This window comes from Psychroserpens sp. NJDZ02, assembly GCF_004843725.1.
In the GTDB taxonomy this organism is placed as follows: Bacteria; Bacteroidota; Bacteroidia; order Flavobacteriales; family Flavobacteriaceae; genus Olleya.
On record NZ_CP039451.1, the window covers coordinates 3,362,225 to 3,376,752 of the forward strand.

Consider the following 14,528-nt stretch of genomic DNA (forward strand, 5'->3'; position numbering starts at 1 on the left):
TTGCTTAAGACAATTAATTTTATTTAAACTATTTTTGCACCCATTAATAGCAAAAAAACACAATGAAACCAATATATTTTGATAATGCAGCGACTACCCAATTAAGACCAGAAGTTATTGATAAAATGACTAAAATGATGCATGAGTCTTATGGTAACGCATCTTCTACACATAGTTTTGGGCGCTCTGCGAAAGCATTGGTTGAACAGGCTAGAAAAACGGTTGCTAAGTATTTAAATGTGTCCGCTTCAGAGATTGTGTTTACTTCGGGAGGTACGGAAGCAGATAACTTGGTTTTATTAAGTGCTGTTAGGGATTTAGGTGTAAAAAATATAATAACGTCTAGAATAGAGCATCATGCCGTGTTGCATACTGTAGAGCAGTTGGAGCGTGAATATGGTATCACTCTTAACTATGTAGATTTAGATAAGGACGGTCATGTAGATTATACACATTTAGAACAATTATTGCAATCTCCAGATAAGACATTAGTTAGTTTAATGCATGTTAATAATGAAATTGGTAATATTTTAGATATGAAGCGTGTAGGTGATTTGTGTAAGCAAAATCAAGCGTTATTCCATAGTGATACGGTGCAGTCTGTAGGACATTATGAATTAGATTTACAAGATATCTCCATAGATTTTATGGCTGTAAGTGGGCATAAATTTCATGGACCAAAAGGGGTTGGATTTGCTTTTATTAGAAAGCATTCAGGGCTTAAACCATTAATTTTTGGAGGCGAGCAAGAGCGTGGTCATCGCGCTGGTACAGAGTCGGTGCATAATATTGTTGGTTTAGAAGAGGCTTTAAAATGGTCTTATGATAATTTAGAAGAAGAAAAAAGATACATCACAGATCTTAAAACCTATTTTATACAACAATTAGAAGCTAATTTTCCAGGTGTTGGTTTTAATGGTGATTCTGCTAATTTTGAAAGAAGTACGTACACTGTTTTAAATGTCTGTTTACCAATAGCTGAAGAAAAAGCATTGATTTTATTATTTCAGTTAGACTTAAAAGGTATAGCCTGTTCTAAAGGTAGTGCGTGTCAAAGTGGAAGCTCAAAAGGGAGTCATGTACTGTCTCAAATTTTAAGTGAAGCCGACCTTTTAAAAGCGTCATTACGTTTTTCTTTTAGTAGGTATAATACAAAAGAGGAGATAGATTATGTTATTGACGTGTTAAAAGAATTTATTTAAGTCCTTTTATATCGTATTTTTGTAATTCAAAAAAAAATAATTGCTAAACTATTCTACTTACTTAAATGCTAATTCTACGCAATGGGTGACTTTTGTCCATGGAGCAGGAGGGAGTAGTTCTATTTGGTTTAAGCAAATTAGAGATTTTAAAGCCGAATTTAACGTCCTGATTTTAGATCTTCGTGGTCACGGAGCTAGTAAGCCAAGATTAAAAGATACGTTTAAGTCTAAATATACTTTTGATTCTATTACCAATGACATACTTGAGGTTATTAATCATTTAAAGATTGAAGCTTCTCATTTTGTGGGTATTTCTTTAGGGACTATTTTAATAAGAAACCTAGCAGAAAAACATCCCGATCGTGTGCAAAGCATGATTATGGGAGGCGCTATAATGAAATTGAATTTTAGATCACAAATCTTGATCAAATTAGGGGTGATTTTTAAGAGTGTTGTGCCATACATGTTATTGTATCGTTTTTTTGCGTTTATTATAATGCCTAAAAAAAATCATAAAAAATCTCGATCCTTATTTGTTAACGAAGCCAAAAAATTATATCAAAAAGAATTTATTAGGTGGTTTAAGTTAACCTCAGAGATTAATCCTTTACTTCGCTTTTTTAGGGCAAAAGATATCAAAATACCAACGTTGTATGTGATGGGGGCAGAGGACCACTTATTTTTACCTTCCATAAAGGATATTGTAAAGTCACATTCTACCTCTATATTATATGTGGTGGAAAAATGTGGTCACGTGGTCAATGTGGAGCAGCCTTTACTATTTAACAAAACAAGTTTGGACTTTCTTAAAAGTAGGATAGTAGTTAACTAGTTTTTTTGAATAGCTTCTATTTGTTCAAGAATAGCTTGTGCTTCGGCTTGTTTTTTATCACTTTCGCTCCTGTTAGTCGTTGATAGTTTGTAAGATTCTTCTAAAAGCTTTTTATACTGATCCTGAAGTTTATCTAATGCGCTTTTCTTTTTAAATAATCCAAACATAATTTTTTATACAAAGATAAAGATTGAATACCATTTGAATAATAAGGATGTGTTAATCTTTAGTTTAAGTAAAAAATAAGGTGTGCATATAACGTCCTGGTACAAAAGTAAAAGCACCAGCAATAAGCATTGCACCAACGTATAAGCCAATCATTTTTAGTTTATGACGTCTTACCTGGCCTTTTTTAATGGCAGTGTATGCAGTAGGTACTGTATAAAGGGTTAAGAGACTAAATAGATGTATCCAACCAAAATGATTAAATAATTGCGGGCCAATAAACGACGGCATAAATAAAGTAATGATGGCGGTTAAAAACATTAGTATCATATAAATCCGACCAATTATTTTATGAGTAACCGTTCCTTTTTTGAGAATAAAACTAAGTGTTCCTAATACAAAAGCAGGGAGTATGGTGGCTAAATGAAGGTACATTAATGTAGTATAAGACATAGTATTGATTTATTATACATCAAACTTATACTTATTCTAATAGGCTTGTAATTTAATTTTACTGAAGTGTTGTTTTTTTAAGATGAAGTGTTTTAATCCTCTAAAAGCGCATAGTGGTTCTTACATTAAAAACACGAGGTGTTAAGTAGTTTGGAATAGCATTTTGACCTTTAGTGTAGACATCTCTAACCCAGGTGTTAGTAATGGAATTTTGCACATCAAAGACGTTAAAAATTTCGAAACCCAAAGATAATTCTTTAAATGCTTTTTTCCAGCCTGAATTAAATTGCTTGTTTTTATCGACCAACACAAACTGAAACCCAATATCAGCACGTTTATAATCAGGCAATCTACTTTGGAAGATATATGGATCTGCATAACTAGGTGATCCACCTGGTAAACCTGTGTTGTAAACCAAGTTTAAATACATCTTCATACCTGGTATATTTGGCACGTAATCTTGAAATAAAGCAGCAAATTTTAAACGTTGGTCCGTTGGTCTTGCAATATAGCCTCTATCGTTTATATTTTCTTCTGTTTTAAGATATCCAAAACTAAACCAGCTTTCTGTACCTGGCACAAACTCGCCATTTAATCGCAAATCTAAACCATAAGCGTAAGCCTCCGCATTGTTAGTTGCGCTATATCTAATACGAACATTTTCTAAAGTATAGGGATTGACGTCTGTCATTTTTTTATAATAAGCTTCACTAGTCAATTTAAAAGGTCTATCCCACATTTTAAAACTATAATCGTTACCCAGAACTAAATGCACAGATTTTTGAGCCTTTACGTCAGCCTGCACAACACCTTCTTGGTTACGTAGTTCTCTGTAAAAAGGCGGTTGGTAGTACAATCCACCACTAACTCTAAATAACATGTCTTTACTCCAATTTGGCTTTATAGAAAATTGTGCACGAGGACTAAACACGTTTTGTGATACGTTTTGATTTGTAGCTTCGTCATTAACGGTCCAGCTATGGCTTCTAACACCAGCATTGTACCAAACATCATGCTCGCCAATTGTACTACGCTTGCTCCATTGTACGTATGCTTGCAGTCTATTTATTGTTGTGTTGTTGCTTGATCTAACATCTTGATAAGCTTCTAATGGACCTTCGTAAGGTGTGTAAGGTTGATCATTAAACGTATCAGAATTTGGAGGGTTAATGTAAAATCCTGCAGAATCAATAACTTCCCATTCTACTAGACGATCTCTTATGTCTTCGCTGGTATATTTAATAGAGAATTTGAATTCGTTTTCATCTTTAGTATAAGTTCCTTTGGCTTCAACATTGGTGATTAAAGCATCTAAATCGTTACGACCATGATTTAATTGACTACCAATACCTTCGGTAAATTCAACTTCACCTAAATTTTCATCTCCAATATTACTATTAACTTCTCCTAAAGCATATTGTGCTAGGATGTCAAAATATTCTTCTTCTGTAGTGTGGTAAGTCGAAGTCACTAAAGCTATGGATAAATCGTCATTAACATCATAGTTGGCACTTAAAGCACCAAATAACGTTTGATACCTATCTTTTTCTTGACCTTCATATTGTACAACTAAAGCTTGTGGATCATCTAAAGTCCCAAAATTAGTTTGTCTTGTTAGCGGTGTATAATCATACTTGTTAAGTGAAGCATTACCTAAAAAACTAACCTCTAATTTATCCGTAAATTGATAGGTTAAATAACTTTGGACATCGGCAAAAGTCGGTTTGAAGTTGGTTTCCGTTTCTTTTGCATTTACTAATAAGCTATTGTCTCTATAGCGCAGACCAACTATTCCTGTAAATTTGGAATCTTGACTAACAGTTTCTATAGCCACACTTGCACCTAATAAACTAACATCCACAGCAACACCGGTGCCAGTAGGTTTGCGATAGGTAATATCTAAAACAGAGGATAATTTGTCACCATATTTAGCTTGAAACCCTCCAGCTGAAAAATCTACATTTTGGACTAAATCAGAATTAACAAAACTTAAACCCTCTTGTTGTCCAGAACGAATTAAAAATGGTCTATAGACTTCAATACCGTTTACATAAACTAGGTTTTCATCATAATTACCACCTCTTACAGAGTATTGCGTACTTAACTCGTTATTACTACTAACTCCGGGAAGTGTTTTTAATAGGTTTTCAATACCAGCTTGGGCCCCAGGAATTTTGGTTAAAGTTTCGGGGTCAATATTGACAATACCTTCGACATCTTTTCTTTTTCGACCATTAATAACTACGGTAGAGATTTGTTCTACATTTTCTTTTAAAACAGGATTAAATTCTAATGTTTCTCCATTTTTAAGATTAAAAGTCGCCGTAATGTTTTTATGAGATACATGAGAGAATATAACTTTGACCTCAGTGTTTGCTGTAATTTTAATTTCGAAAAAACCATTGGCGTTGGTTTGTGTACCAAATTGGCCACTTTTAATGTTTACTGCGTCTACAGGTTGATTAAATTCGTTTAAAATAACGCCTTTAATAGTTCCTGTTTGTGCTAAACAAAATAGCGGAAATAAAAAGGCAATTAATTTTATGGTATAGTTAGGTCTGTCCAAGGGGTGTTGTTTTATTTTCTAAAAAAGCTTGCTTCAAAAGTAGTGCTATTTCCTACGTTATCAGTAACAATGACTTTTAAATTGTTCTTAGTATCAGTAACGACTTTATCGTTAAAATCGTATGTTAACGTTTTCTTTTTGTAGTCATACTCCATTAAAATCCACTCACCATTTATTGACGCTCTATAATTAGAAATCCCAGATTCTTTATCTTCAATTTTGATTTTTAAAAAGCGATATTTACTTAACCACTGTCCATCTTTAAAACTTACGGGTGTAATTACAGGAGCATCAATGTCTCTAGCCAGGCAAAATTTGCCTAAGTTTTTAGTTCTAGTAATTAATTTATTTTCTTCTCGAATAGTGGAGGAGTAGCTTGGATAATTTTTATAGCCTATTAATCTAGCGATGTAAACTTGCTTCAAGTCTTCTGGCGTGTAATTACTAACATCATAAGTAATAGTAAAATATTTTTTTACAGCTAAATTATTTTTATGTAATGTTAAAGTATCTCCATTGACTTTATAATCTATAAAAAAGTCTTCGTAAAAGGTTTGTTTAGGAAAATCTACCTTTATTTTTTGATTTTCTAATGTGTTTATTTCTTCAGATGTTATGTAATAAGGGGATATAAAGCTTGCCGCAACATCATTTGGTTGTTTGTCAACTCCTTTTATACTAATATCAATGGTGGTTTCGTTTCCGTCAAAATCTGTAATTTTTATTTTATAAACATTAGATAGTGTATCGTAAATTATTAAATAACCATCATCCACCATGTTGTCGTACATACTTAGTGGGTTATTAGTGTCCTTGAATAGTTTTTGAAGGCGTTCTTTTTTATCTTTATAGTGCTTATAATCTATTAGCCTATTAATATGTTTGGTTTCATCAAAAGAAAATTTCTTAAAATCAAGTGTAAAATTCGACATACCATTGTAAAGCGTTTCAATTTTGTACACCCCATTTTTATTAGCCGCTAAATCGTGTCTATCAATACTATTAATAGCAAACCCAATTTTACCATGAGCGGTTAAATCTTCTGTTTTGTAATTTCCGTCTTTTAAAGGAATAAGGCGTAATTTTTGCTTTAAATTAGATCCGTTTACGTGAGATAAATCATTTATAGGATAGGCATAAATACTGCTAACTAAGGGTTTTTTAGTGTCTTTAATTTTTAAGCCAAATAAAAGGGGGTTTATTGGGCGATCTTGATTATCTCTAATTTCAAAATGAAGGTGTGGCCCACCAGAACCACCAGTGTTACCAGAGTAAGCAATTATATCACCTTTGGTGACCACTAAGTCGTTTATATCTGGAAACAACTCTATTTCATAGCTTTCTTTTTCATATTGACGTTCTTTAACATAAGCTTCGACTCGGTCTGAAAATCGTTGCAAATGCCCATGGACAGTAATATATCCGTTAGGATGTGTAATATAAATAGCTTTACCATAGCCGTAATGAGATACTTTAATCCTACTAATATAACCACTTGCGGTGGCATAGATATTTAAACCCTCTCTTTGCTTAGTTTTGATGTCTAAACCGGAATGAAAATGATTACTTCTAAGCTCGGCAAACGTACCTGATAGTACTAAATCTATATCTAAAGGCGATCTAAAATAGTCCTGAGGATAGATGTTTTGAGCTTGGCTAAAAGTTGAAATAAAAACGAATAAAAAAAGTGTGTTGCGCATAAATATTTGTTAGTGCTAAAATATAAATAAAGGTTTCAATTACCAAAGTAAAATCAAAGACTTAGCCATTCTGTTGATAATGAGGCTAATTAAGCGTTATTTAAAAAATTATCAAAAATTAATTGTATTGTGTTAAGGTTTGATTAACTTTGTAGGATAAGTATAGTATTAGTTCATGAGTAAGATTGAAACCATTGTTGAAGCTCTAGAAAGTAAAATTAGTAAAGTCTTAAACAGGCAACAAATTTTAAAACTAGAGAACGTAAAGCTTAAATCAGCTTTAGAACAATCTCAGTCTAAGTTACTTGCAAAGGATTTAGAATTAGAAGCCTGGCAAGATAAGTATAACACTTTAAAAATGGCTAACACAATACTTGGCAGTGACAATGATAAACGAGAAACAAAGCTCAAAATAAATACATTAATTAGAGAAATTGACCATTGTATAAGTCAGTTATCAAGTTAAAGTTTATATAGTTTTTATGGCAGACACGCTTAAAATAAAATTATCTATAGCAAATAGAGTCTACCCATTAACTATTACACCTAGTCAAGAAGAAGGATTGCGCGCCGCAGCAAAGAAGATAGAGACTATGATTACCAAGTTTGAGCAGAGTTATTCTGTAAGAGACAAACAAGATGTTTTAGCCATGTGTGCATTACAATTTGCGAGTCAAGTAGAACAGAAAGCATTAGATAAAGACCATGTGGCAGAACACGTACACGATAAGTTAAACGCTTTAAATGACATGTTGGACTCACATCTTAGTTTATAATACGTTCATATAACATAACAATATTAGGTTACTGCCTACATTAATTATTTTTTTGATAAACTCAACAGTTAATTCTTTAAAAAGGGTGAGTTTTAAGTTGTAAAAGCGTGCTGCTAATAGTGATTTATTACTATTTAGGCAGATTATTGATCAACTTGTTAGCCCTAAACTTATATTTAAGGAGTTTATACAAAACCAAAATTAGTGTAGGCTTTTTTTATATATAAACAATCAGAAATGGATAAAACAATTTTAATTATAGCAGGTATTGCAATAGGAGCCATAATAGGTTTTATAGTCGCTAAAATATTAGAGCGCAACAATGCATCAAAACTTATCAAAGGTGCAAAAAAATCAGCTTCAGCTATCCTCAAGGAAGCTAATGTAGAGGGAGAAGGTATTAAAAAAGATAAAATACTTCAAGCAAAAGAGAAGTTTTTAGAGCTTAAAGCAGAACATGAAAAAGTGATCTTATCACGTGACAAAAAAATGTCTGACACAGAAAAACGTGTTAGAGATAAAGAGTCTCAAGTATCTAGTGAACTATCTAAGAATAAAAAGTTAAATACCGATATAGAAGTTAAGGTAAAAGATTATAATCATAGACTTGATGTTTTAGATAAAAAACAAGAAGAGTTAGACCGATTACATAAAAGTCAGGTAGAGCAATTAGAAGTTATTTCTAGCTTATCTGCAGACGAGGCTAAATCTCAATTAGTAGAGTCTTTAAAAGGTGAAGCAAAAAGTGATGCTATGGCGTATATCCAAGATAAAATGGAAGAAGCTAAATTAACAGCACAACAAGACGCTAAAAAAATTATAATTAATACAATACAACGTATTGGTACGGAGGAAGCAGTAGATAATTGTGTTTCTGTATTTAATATTGAAAGTGATGATGTTAAAGGACGTATTATTGGTCGTGAAGGACGTAATATTCGTGCAATTGAAGCTGCCACAGGCGTAGAGATTATTGTAGATGATACGCCAGAGGCAATTATATTATCATGCTTTGACTCGGTTAGAAGAGAGGTAGCACGTTTATCACTTCATAAATTAGTAACGGATGGACGTATTCACCCAGCACGAATTGAAGAAGTCGTAAAGAAGACACAAAAACAGATAGAACAAGAAATTATTGAAGTTGGTAAACGCACGGTAATCGATTTAGGTATTCATGGTTTACATCCAGAATTGATAAAAATGGTTGGACGTATGAAGTATCGTTCGTCTTACGGACAAAACTTATTACAACACTCGCGTGAAGTTGCTAAACTTTGTGGTGTAATGGCTGCCGAATTAGGTTTAAATCCAAAATTAGCTAAGCGTGCGGGATTATTACATGATATAGGTAAAGTACCAGATGCAGAAGCAGACATGGAAACACCACATGCTATTCTAGGTATGCAATGGGCTGAGAAGTATGGAGAGAAGGATGAAGTATGTAATGCCATTGGAGCTCACCACGACGAAATCGAGATGAAATCTTTATTATCACCAATCATACAGGTTTGTGATGCTATTTCTGGAGCGCGTCCAGGGGCAAGACGTCAAGTATTAGATAGTTATATACAACGTTTGAAGGATTTAGAAGAAATTGCTTTTGGATTTAACGGAGTTAAAAAAGCATACGCAATACAAGCAGGTAGAGAATTACGTGTTATTGTGGAAAGTGAAAAAGTAAGCGACCAAATTGCAGCAGATTTATCGTTTAGTATTTCTCAAAAGATACAAACAGATATGACATATCCAGGTCAGGTAAAAGTTACAGTAATTAGAGAAACCAGAGCTGTTAATATAGCAAAGTAGTGCTCTTCTTAAATATATAAAATAAAAAAATCCTGCTTAAAGCAGGATTTTTTTATTTGATGGAATTACTATTTTGAAGCTTGTACCAACATCAATTTTACTATCTACAGTAATGGTGCCTCCAAACGCTTCCAGTTGGTTTTTGACTAAGTATAAGCCAACACCTTCTGCATCTTCATTAGTATGAAAGGTTTTGTACAATCCAAATATGTCTTTGCCAAATTTTTCTAGATCTATACCTTTTCCATTGTCTGTTAAAGTCAGTTCTATATTATCGTCAACACAAACAGAGTCTATGGTAATGATTGGATTACGATCGGGATGTTTATACTTAATAGCATTAGTAATTAAATTTTGTAGGATACTATGCAAGTAAGCTGAACTAAAATGAACATTACAGTTGTGTCTTACATTATTATAGATAGTAGTACTGCTTTCTGAGATGATAAAGGTTAGTTCTTCTATAACAAGATTAACTTCATTACCTACTCGTATTTTACTATCTATTGTGTTTTTTTTAGATTGAATAGTTACGATTTTACTTAAACTGCTTAATGTTTTTGTCAACGATTTTGATATCGTCCTTAAATGTCTAAACATTTCTTGTTTTTCAACTTCCGAGTCAGCATCTTCATGAAATTTTAGTATACTTTCAAAATTACCAGCATGTTGCTTTAAGTTGTGAGACACGATGTGAGCAAAACTTTTTAATCTATTATTTTGAACGGTAATAACATCTATTGAGCTTTTTAGAGAAAACTCACTTGCTTTCTGTTTTGTTATATCTGTATGTGTTCCAATAATCCTCAAAGGGTTTCCTGCTGTATCTCGTTCTATAATTTTTCCTTTATCTAAAATCCATCTATAACTATTGTCTTTATGTAATATTCTGTGCACATTTACATATTCTGCGTTTGTCCCATTAATGTGGTTTTCAAAATCTTCAAAATAATCATGTCTATCTTCAGGGTGCACACGATCATCCCATTCGGAAGTATCAGAACTTATTTCATCATCTTTAAATCCAATTATTTTTTTAGATTCTTTTGAGTAAAAGACTTCATTTGTTTTTGAGTTCCAATCCCAAACGCCAATTCCCGAGTTTTTTAATGCGAATTTCCATTTTTCGTCATTCAAAGGGTTGTTAGTTTTTATATTTTCCATTTACAAGTAAGATTATGGTACTATGCAAATATCAGATACTTAGTATTGAAGATAGATTATTCTTTTTAATCAAATGTTAACATCGATTAAGCGCTTTTTTACCTGATTAAAAGCTTTTTTTATCGATTAAAAGCTGTGGTAATTAAACTGAATACAATTTAAGCTATTGGTTTAGGGATATTTATTATAAATGTTGTCCCCATGTTTACTTTACTATTAACGGTTATTGTTCCTCCAAACGCTTCAATTTGATTTTTAACAAGGTATAAACCGACACCTTCAGAGTCGTGATTGGTATGGAATGTTTTGTATAAACCAAATATATCTTTTCCAAATCTATCTAAATTTATACCAAGCCCATTATCAGAGACTTTTATTTCTATTGCGTTTTTAGAACACGAACTGACTATGCTTATTTCAGGGTCACGCTTTGGATGCTTATATTTAATAGCATTTAATATTAAATTTTGTAAGATACTTTGAAAGTAGGAGGTGTTAAAAAACAAATAGCAATCTAGTTCTGTTTTATTTACCACTGTAGCATTATTATCCTTAATAAAATAATCTAACTCTTTTAGTATAAGTTGAATTTCTTTGGATATATAAAGCTTGTCTGTGTGTGCTTTCTGTTTGGATTGTACAGTAACTATTTCATTTAGATTATTAATAGTATTTGTTAAAGAGTTTGATAGTGTTTGTAAATAATCAAACAGCTGTTTTTTTTCAGATTTAGACTCTGCTTGTTCATAAAGACTAAGTAGGCTTTCAAAATTGCCAGCATGTTGTTTTAGGTTATGTGTAACAATATGTGCAAAGTTTTGGAGTTTACTATTTTGTTTGACAACTAAATTTAAGGTTTCTTGTACTTTATGTTCATTTTCAGAATATTCTGTAATATCAACATGTGATCCAATAATTCTAGAAGCCTGTCCATTTTTGTCTTTTTTAATAATCTGACCACGATCTAAAATCCATCTATAGGACCCATCTTTGTGTAATACTCTATGTTTATTCTCATATATAGGTGTTAAACCATTTAAATGATCTTGAAAATCTTGGAAGTATTTATCTTTATCTTCGGGATGTACACGATTATTCCAATCGTTTGCATTATTACCAAAAGTGGGATCATCTTCCAATCCGATAATGGATTTAGAAGGTTTAGAGAAAAAAATTTTATTAGAAGCAGCGCAATAATCCCAAATTCCAACTTTACTAATGCCTAATGCAAGTTGGTATTTCTCATTTTCAATAGAGATCGTAGGATTTAGTTGAATTCCATTATATAACTCAGACATAACGCTTATTTTAACAAATTTTGTTTTTTATTAAATTAGTTTAAGATATTCTAAGTGGCTTAGAATTAGGTAAATATAGTTAATTGGAGCGATTAAACACGTATTTGTTCGTTAAAATGTAATTATTTTCTTGGATGAAAATTATTGATAACAGCAGTTAATTGGCTTCGGTCTACATGCGTATATATTTCTGTGGTGGTAATGCTTTCATGACCCAACATTAATTGTATGGCTCTTAAATCTGCTCCGTTTTCGAGAAGGTGTGTCGCAAAAGAGTGTCTAAAGGTATGAGGAGAAATTGTTTTACTCAAATCAATTTTTACAGCTAAGTCTTTAATAATAGTAAAAATCATGGCTCTAGTTAATTGTTTGCCACGTCTATTTAAAAATAAAATGTCTTGATGTTCTAGATGGATTTTTAAATGATTTCTGATTTGGTTTTTATAAATGTTAATATAGTTTTGTGTATCATCCAAAATAGGTACAAAGCGTTGTTTGTCTCCTTTACCTGTAACTTTTATAAAACCTTCGTCAAAAAATAAATCGGATATTTTTAAATTGGTTAGCTCGCTTACACGTAGGCCACAACTGTATAGCACTTCTAAAATAGCTCTATTACGCTCGCCTTGTGGATGACTTAAATCAATAGCACTAATTAATTGGTTGATTTCATTTTCACTTAACGTATCCGGAAGCTTACGCCCAATTTTAGGCGAGTCTATAGTGTCTACAGGGTTGTCTTTGCGATAATCTTCAAAGATTAGATAATTAAAGAACCCTTTCAAGCCAGAAATTAGCCTAGATTGTGATCTAGCATTAAGGGATTTAGCCACCTCATAAATAAATTGTTTGATTGTAGTAGTATCTATAGTAATAGGAGAGACGGCAATTGCATTGTCTTCTAAATACGATAGTAATTTTTTTACATCAAGCACGTAACTATTTATGGAGTTAATAGAAAGCCCTCTTTCTATTTTTAAATATAGTGTATAATCGTGTAATGCGTTTTGCCATTTCATGAGGATAAATATAAGATATAATGTGTAAAATCAATGCTGTGTTTTGATTGTTTAGTTATTAGTTGTTTTTGCGACAAAAAAATCTAAAATCTTGTTAATAAACAACGGATATCGCTAAAAACAACTATTTTATTTGCTTATTATTTAATTTCAAAACACTAATAACCCCTTTTGTCTTAGATAGTTAGCGTCTATTTTAACTACTTTTTATCAAAAAAAAACGTTAAACTTTGTTTCTAAGTATATGACTATTAGCTATTTGTTTTTTGTAATATTTTTTTTACGAAAATTTACTTGTTAAGACTCTTTTTTGAGTTTAAATTTGTGCCTTCAAATGATTTAAAATTATATCAATTATGAAAAAATTAGTATTTACAGCTGCTATTGCAGTATTAGGTTTTACAAGTGTTAACGCACAAGATGAAATGACTACAATTGGTGGTTTCGAAGAAGGTGATGTGTTTGTTGAAGGGAACTTCGGTTTTGGTTCTACTAATGATAAAAATACAGAATTTAAAACATCTAGTTTTGATTTTAACCCAAAAGTAGGTTATTTAATTTCTGATGATTTAGCTGTTGGTGTACAATTAATGGTAGGTTCTGATAAAGAAGAAACTACTGTTGCTGGTACTACTACAGAGACTAAAGATTCTAACTTTGGTGCTGGAGTATTTGCTCGTTACTATTTCTTAGAGTTAGGAAAACGTTTCCAAACTTACGGTGAATTTGGTGTTGGATTTGATTCTGCTAAATTTGATGATGGTGTTGATGCAACTGATGATTTAAAATCTAACGGTTTAGGTGCTGGATTAGGTTTAGGAATGAACTATTTCGTAACTGAAAACTTAGCAATTAACTTTGGTTTATCTGATATTTTATCTTACAGAAGTGATAAATTAGATGTTGATGGTGCTGAGGCAGTATCTTCTTTTAACGGAAACTTAAACGTTTTTAACAACTTCTTTCAAACTGCACAGTTTGGAGCAACTTGGAAATTCTAAGTAGAACAAAATATATTTTAAAAAACCGAAGCTTAATAGCTTCGGTTTTTTTATGCGATAACTTTTGTATTTTTACAATATGAAAAAACTAATCATAATAAACGGACCAAATTTAAACTTGCTAGGTAAGCGGGAACCTAATATATACGGTAGCTTATCTTTTACAGAGTTTTTAGATGAAATCAAAGCAAAGTATTCTAATGCAACTATTGAGCACTTCCAATCTAATATAGAAGGGGAGTTGATTGACAAAATTCAGGACGTCGGTTTTAGTTACGATGGTATTATTTTAAATGCTGCCGCATACACACATACGTCTATTGCAATTGGAGATGCTGTTAAAGCTATCGAAACACCAGTTGTCGAGGTACACATTTCTAATACGTTTGGTAGGGAAGAGTTTAGACACCAGTCGTTTGTGTCTCCTAATGCCAAAGGGATTATATTAGGGTTTGGTTTACAAAGTTACGAATTAGCGATACAAAGCTTTCTTTAGTTTGTAAGTGTTAATTTTAATGGCCTATCCTTAAGTTTGGGCATAAA

At 32.0% G+C, this 14,528-nt stretch carries 14 protein-coding genes and 1 other RNA gene; 8 read left to right on the forward strand and 7 right to left on the reverse strand.

Annotation, left to right across the window (positions count from 1 at the left end):
* Window positions 1-62: 62 nt before the first annotated feature.
* The gene (locus E9099_RS14850) at window positions 63-1,202 is read left to right on the forward strand and encodes a cysteine desulfurase family protein (protein ID WP_136584319.1); all 1,140 of its coding nucleotides are present in this window, start codon (window positions 63-65) and stop codon (window positions 1,200-1,202) included.
* Between the two features lie 40 nt (window positions 1,203-1,242).
* Window positions 1,243-2,034, forward strand: coding sequence for an alpha/beta fold hydrolase (locus tag E9099_RS14855; protein WP_136584320.1), 792 nt, complete (start codon window positions 1,243-1,245; stop codon window positions 2,032-2,034).
* Here the strand turns inward: E9099_RS14855 and E9099_RS14860 are convergent.
* The 4 genes from E9099_RS14860 to E9099_RS14875 form a co-directional block, all read right to left on the reverse strand.
* Window positions 2,031-2,201 carry a Lacal_2735 family protein gene (locus tag E9099_RS14860; protein WP_136584321.1) on the reverse strand — a complete coding sequence of 57 codons (171 nt, stop codon included), beginning with the start codon at window positions 2,199-2,201 and terminating at the stop codon, window positions 2,031-2,033. The two genes, E9099_RS14855 and E9099_RS14860, sit on opposite strands and share 4 nt — an antisense overlap.
* Before the next feature lie 64 nt (window positions 2,202-2,265).
* Window positions 2,266-2,652 carry a DUF2306 domain-containing protein gene (locus E9099_RS14865; protein WP_136584322.1) on the reverse strand — a complete coding sequence of 129 codons (387 nt, stop codon included), beginning with the start codon at window positions 2,650-2,652 and terminating at the stop codon, window positions 2,266-2,268.
* A 100-nt stretch (window positions 2,653-2,752) separates the two neighbouring features.
* Window positions 2,753-5,218 (reverse strand): carboxypeptidase-like regulatory domain-containing protein, encoded by a 2,466-nt coding sequence (locus E9099_RS14870; RefSeq protein WP_136584323.1) that lies wholly within the window; start codon window positions 5,216-5,218, stop codon window positions 2,753-2,755.
* Window positions 5,219-5,229: 11 nt separating this feature from the next.
* Complete coding sequence (locus tag E9099_RS14875) at window positions 5,230-6,918, reverse strand: M23 family metallopeptidase (RefSeq protein WP_136584324.1); 1,689 nt, start codon at window positions 6,916-6,918, stop codon at window positions 5,230-5,232.
* 175 nt (window positions 6,919-7,093) lie between these two features.
* Between E9099_RS14875 and E9099_RS14880 the strand changes: the two genes are divergently transcribed.
* The 4 genes from E9099_RS14880 (at window position 7,094) to rny (ending at window position 9,503) form a co-directional block, all read left to right on the forward strand.
* Complete coding sequence (locus tag E9099_RS14880) at window positions 7,094-7,384, forward strand: hypothetical protein (RefSeq protein ID WP_136584325.1); 291 nt, start codon at window positions 7,094-7,096, stop codon at window positions 7,382-7,384.
* 16 nt (window positions 7,385-7,400) lie between these two features.
* Window positions 7,401-7,694, forward strand: a complete 294-nt coding sequence (locus E9099_RS14885) for a cell division protein ZapA (protein WP_136584326.1) — start codon at window positions 7,401-7,403, stop codon at window positions 7,692-7,694.
* Window positions 7,695-7,753: 59 nt separating this feature from the next.
* Window positions 7,754-7,881, forward strand: a non-coding RNA gene (gene ssrS, locus E9099_RS14890) — 6S RNA.
* Between the two features lie 50 nt (window positions 7,882-7,931).
* Window positions 7,932-9,503 (forward strand): ribonuclease Y, encoded by a 1,572-nt coding sequence (gene rny, locus E9099_RS14895; protein WP_136584327.1) that lies wholly within the window; start codon window positions 7,932-7,934, stop codon window positions 9,501-9,503.
* 36 nt (window positions 9,504-9,539) lie between these two features.
* On the opposite strand, the gene E9099_RS14900 is transcribed toward rny, so the two are convergent.
* From E9099_RS14900 to xerD, 3 genes are all read right to left on the reverse strand, one after another.
* The gene (locus E9099_RS14900) at window positions 9,540-10,667 is read right to left on the reverse strand and encodes a PAS domain-containing protein (RefSeq protein ID WP_136584328.1); all 1,128 of its coding nucleotides are present in this window, start codon (window positions 10,665-10,667) and stop codon (window positions 9,540-9,542) included.
* Window positions 10,668-10,825: 158 nt separating this feature from the next.
* Entirely contained in the window at window positions 10,826-11,965 is a 1,140-nt protein-coding gene (locus E9099_RS14905; protein ID WP_136584329.1) for a PAS domain-containing protein, read from the reverse strand.
* Between the two features lie 122 nt (window positions 11,966-12,087).
* Window positions 12,088-12,984, reverse strand: coding sequence for a site-specific tyrosine recombinase XerD (gene xerD / locus E9099_RS14910; RefSeq protein ID WP_136584330.1), 897 nt, complete (start codon window positions 12,982-12,984; stop codon window positions 12,088-12,090).
* Between the two features lie 356 nt (window positions 12,985-13,340).
* Between xerD and E9099_RS14915 the strand changes: the two genes are divergently transcribed.
* Both E9099_RS14915 and aroQ read left to right on the forward strand, forming a co-directional pair.
* The gene (locus tag E9099_RS14915) at window positions 13,341-13,985 is read left to right on the forward strand and encodes an outer membrane beta-barrel protein (protein ID WP_136584331.1); all 645 of its coding nucleotides are present in this window, start codon (window positions 13,341-13,343) and stop codon (window positions 13,983-13,985) included.
* Between the two features lie 79 nt (window positions 13,986-14,064).
* Window positions 14,065-14,481 carry a type II 3-dehydroquinate dehydratase gene (aroQ, locus tag E9099_RS14920; protein WP_136584332.1) on the forward strand — a complete coding sequence of 139 codons (417 nt, stop codon included), beginning with the start codon at window positions 14,065-14,067 and terminating at the stop codon, window positions 14,479-14,481.
* Window positions 14,482-14,528 lie beyond the last annotated feature (47 nt).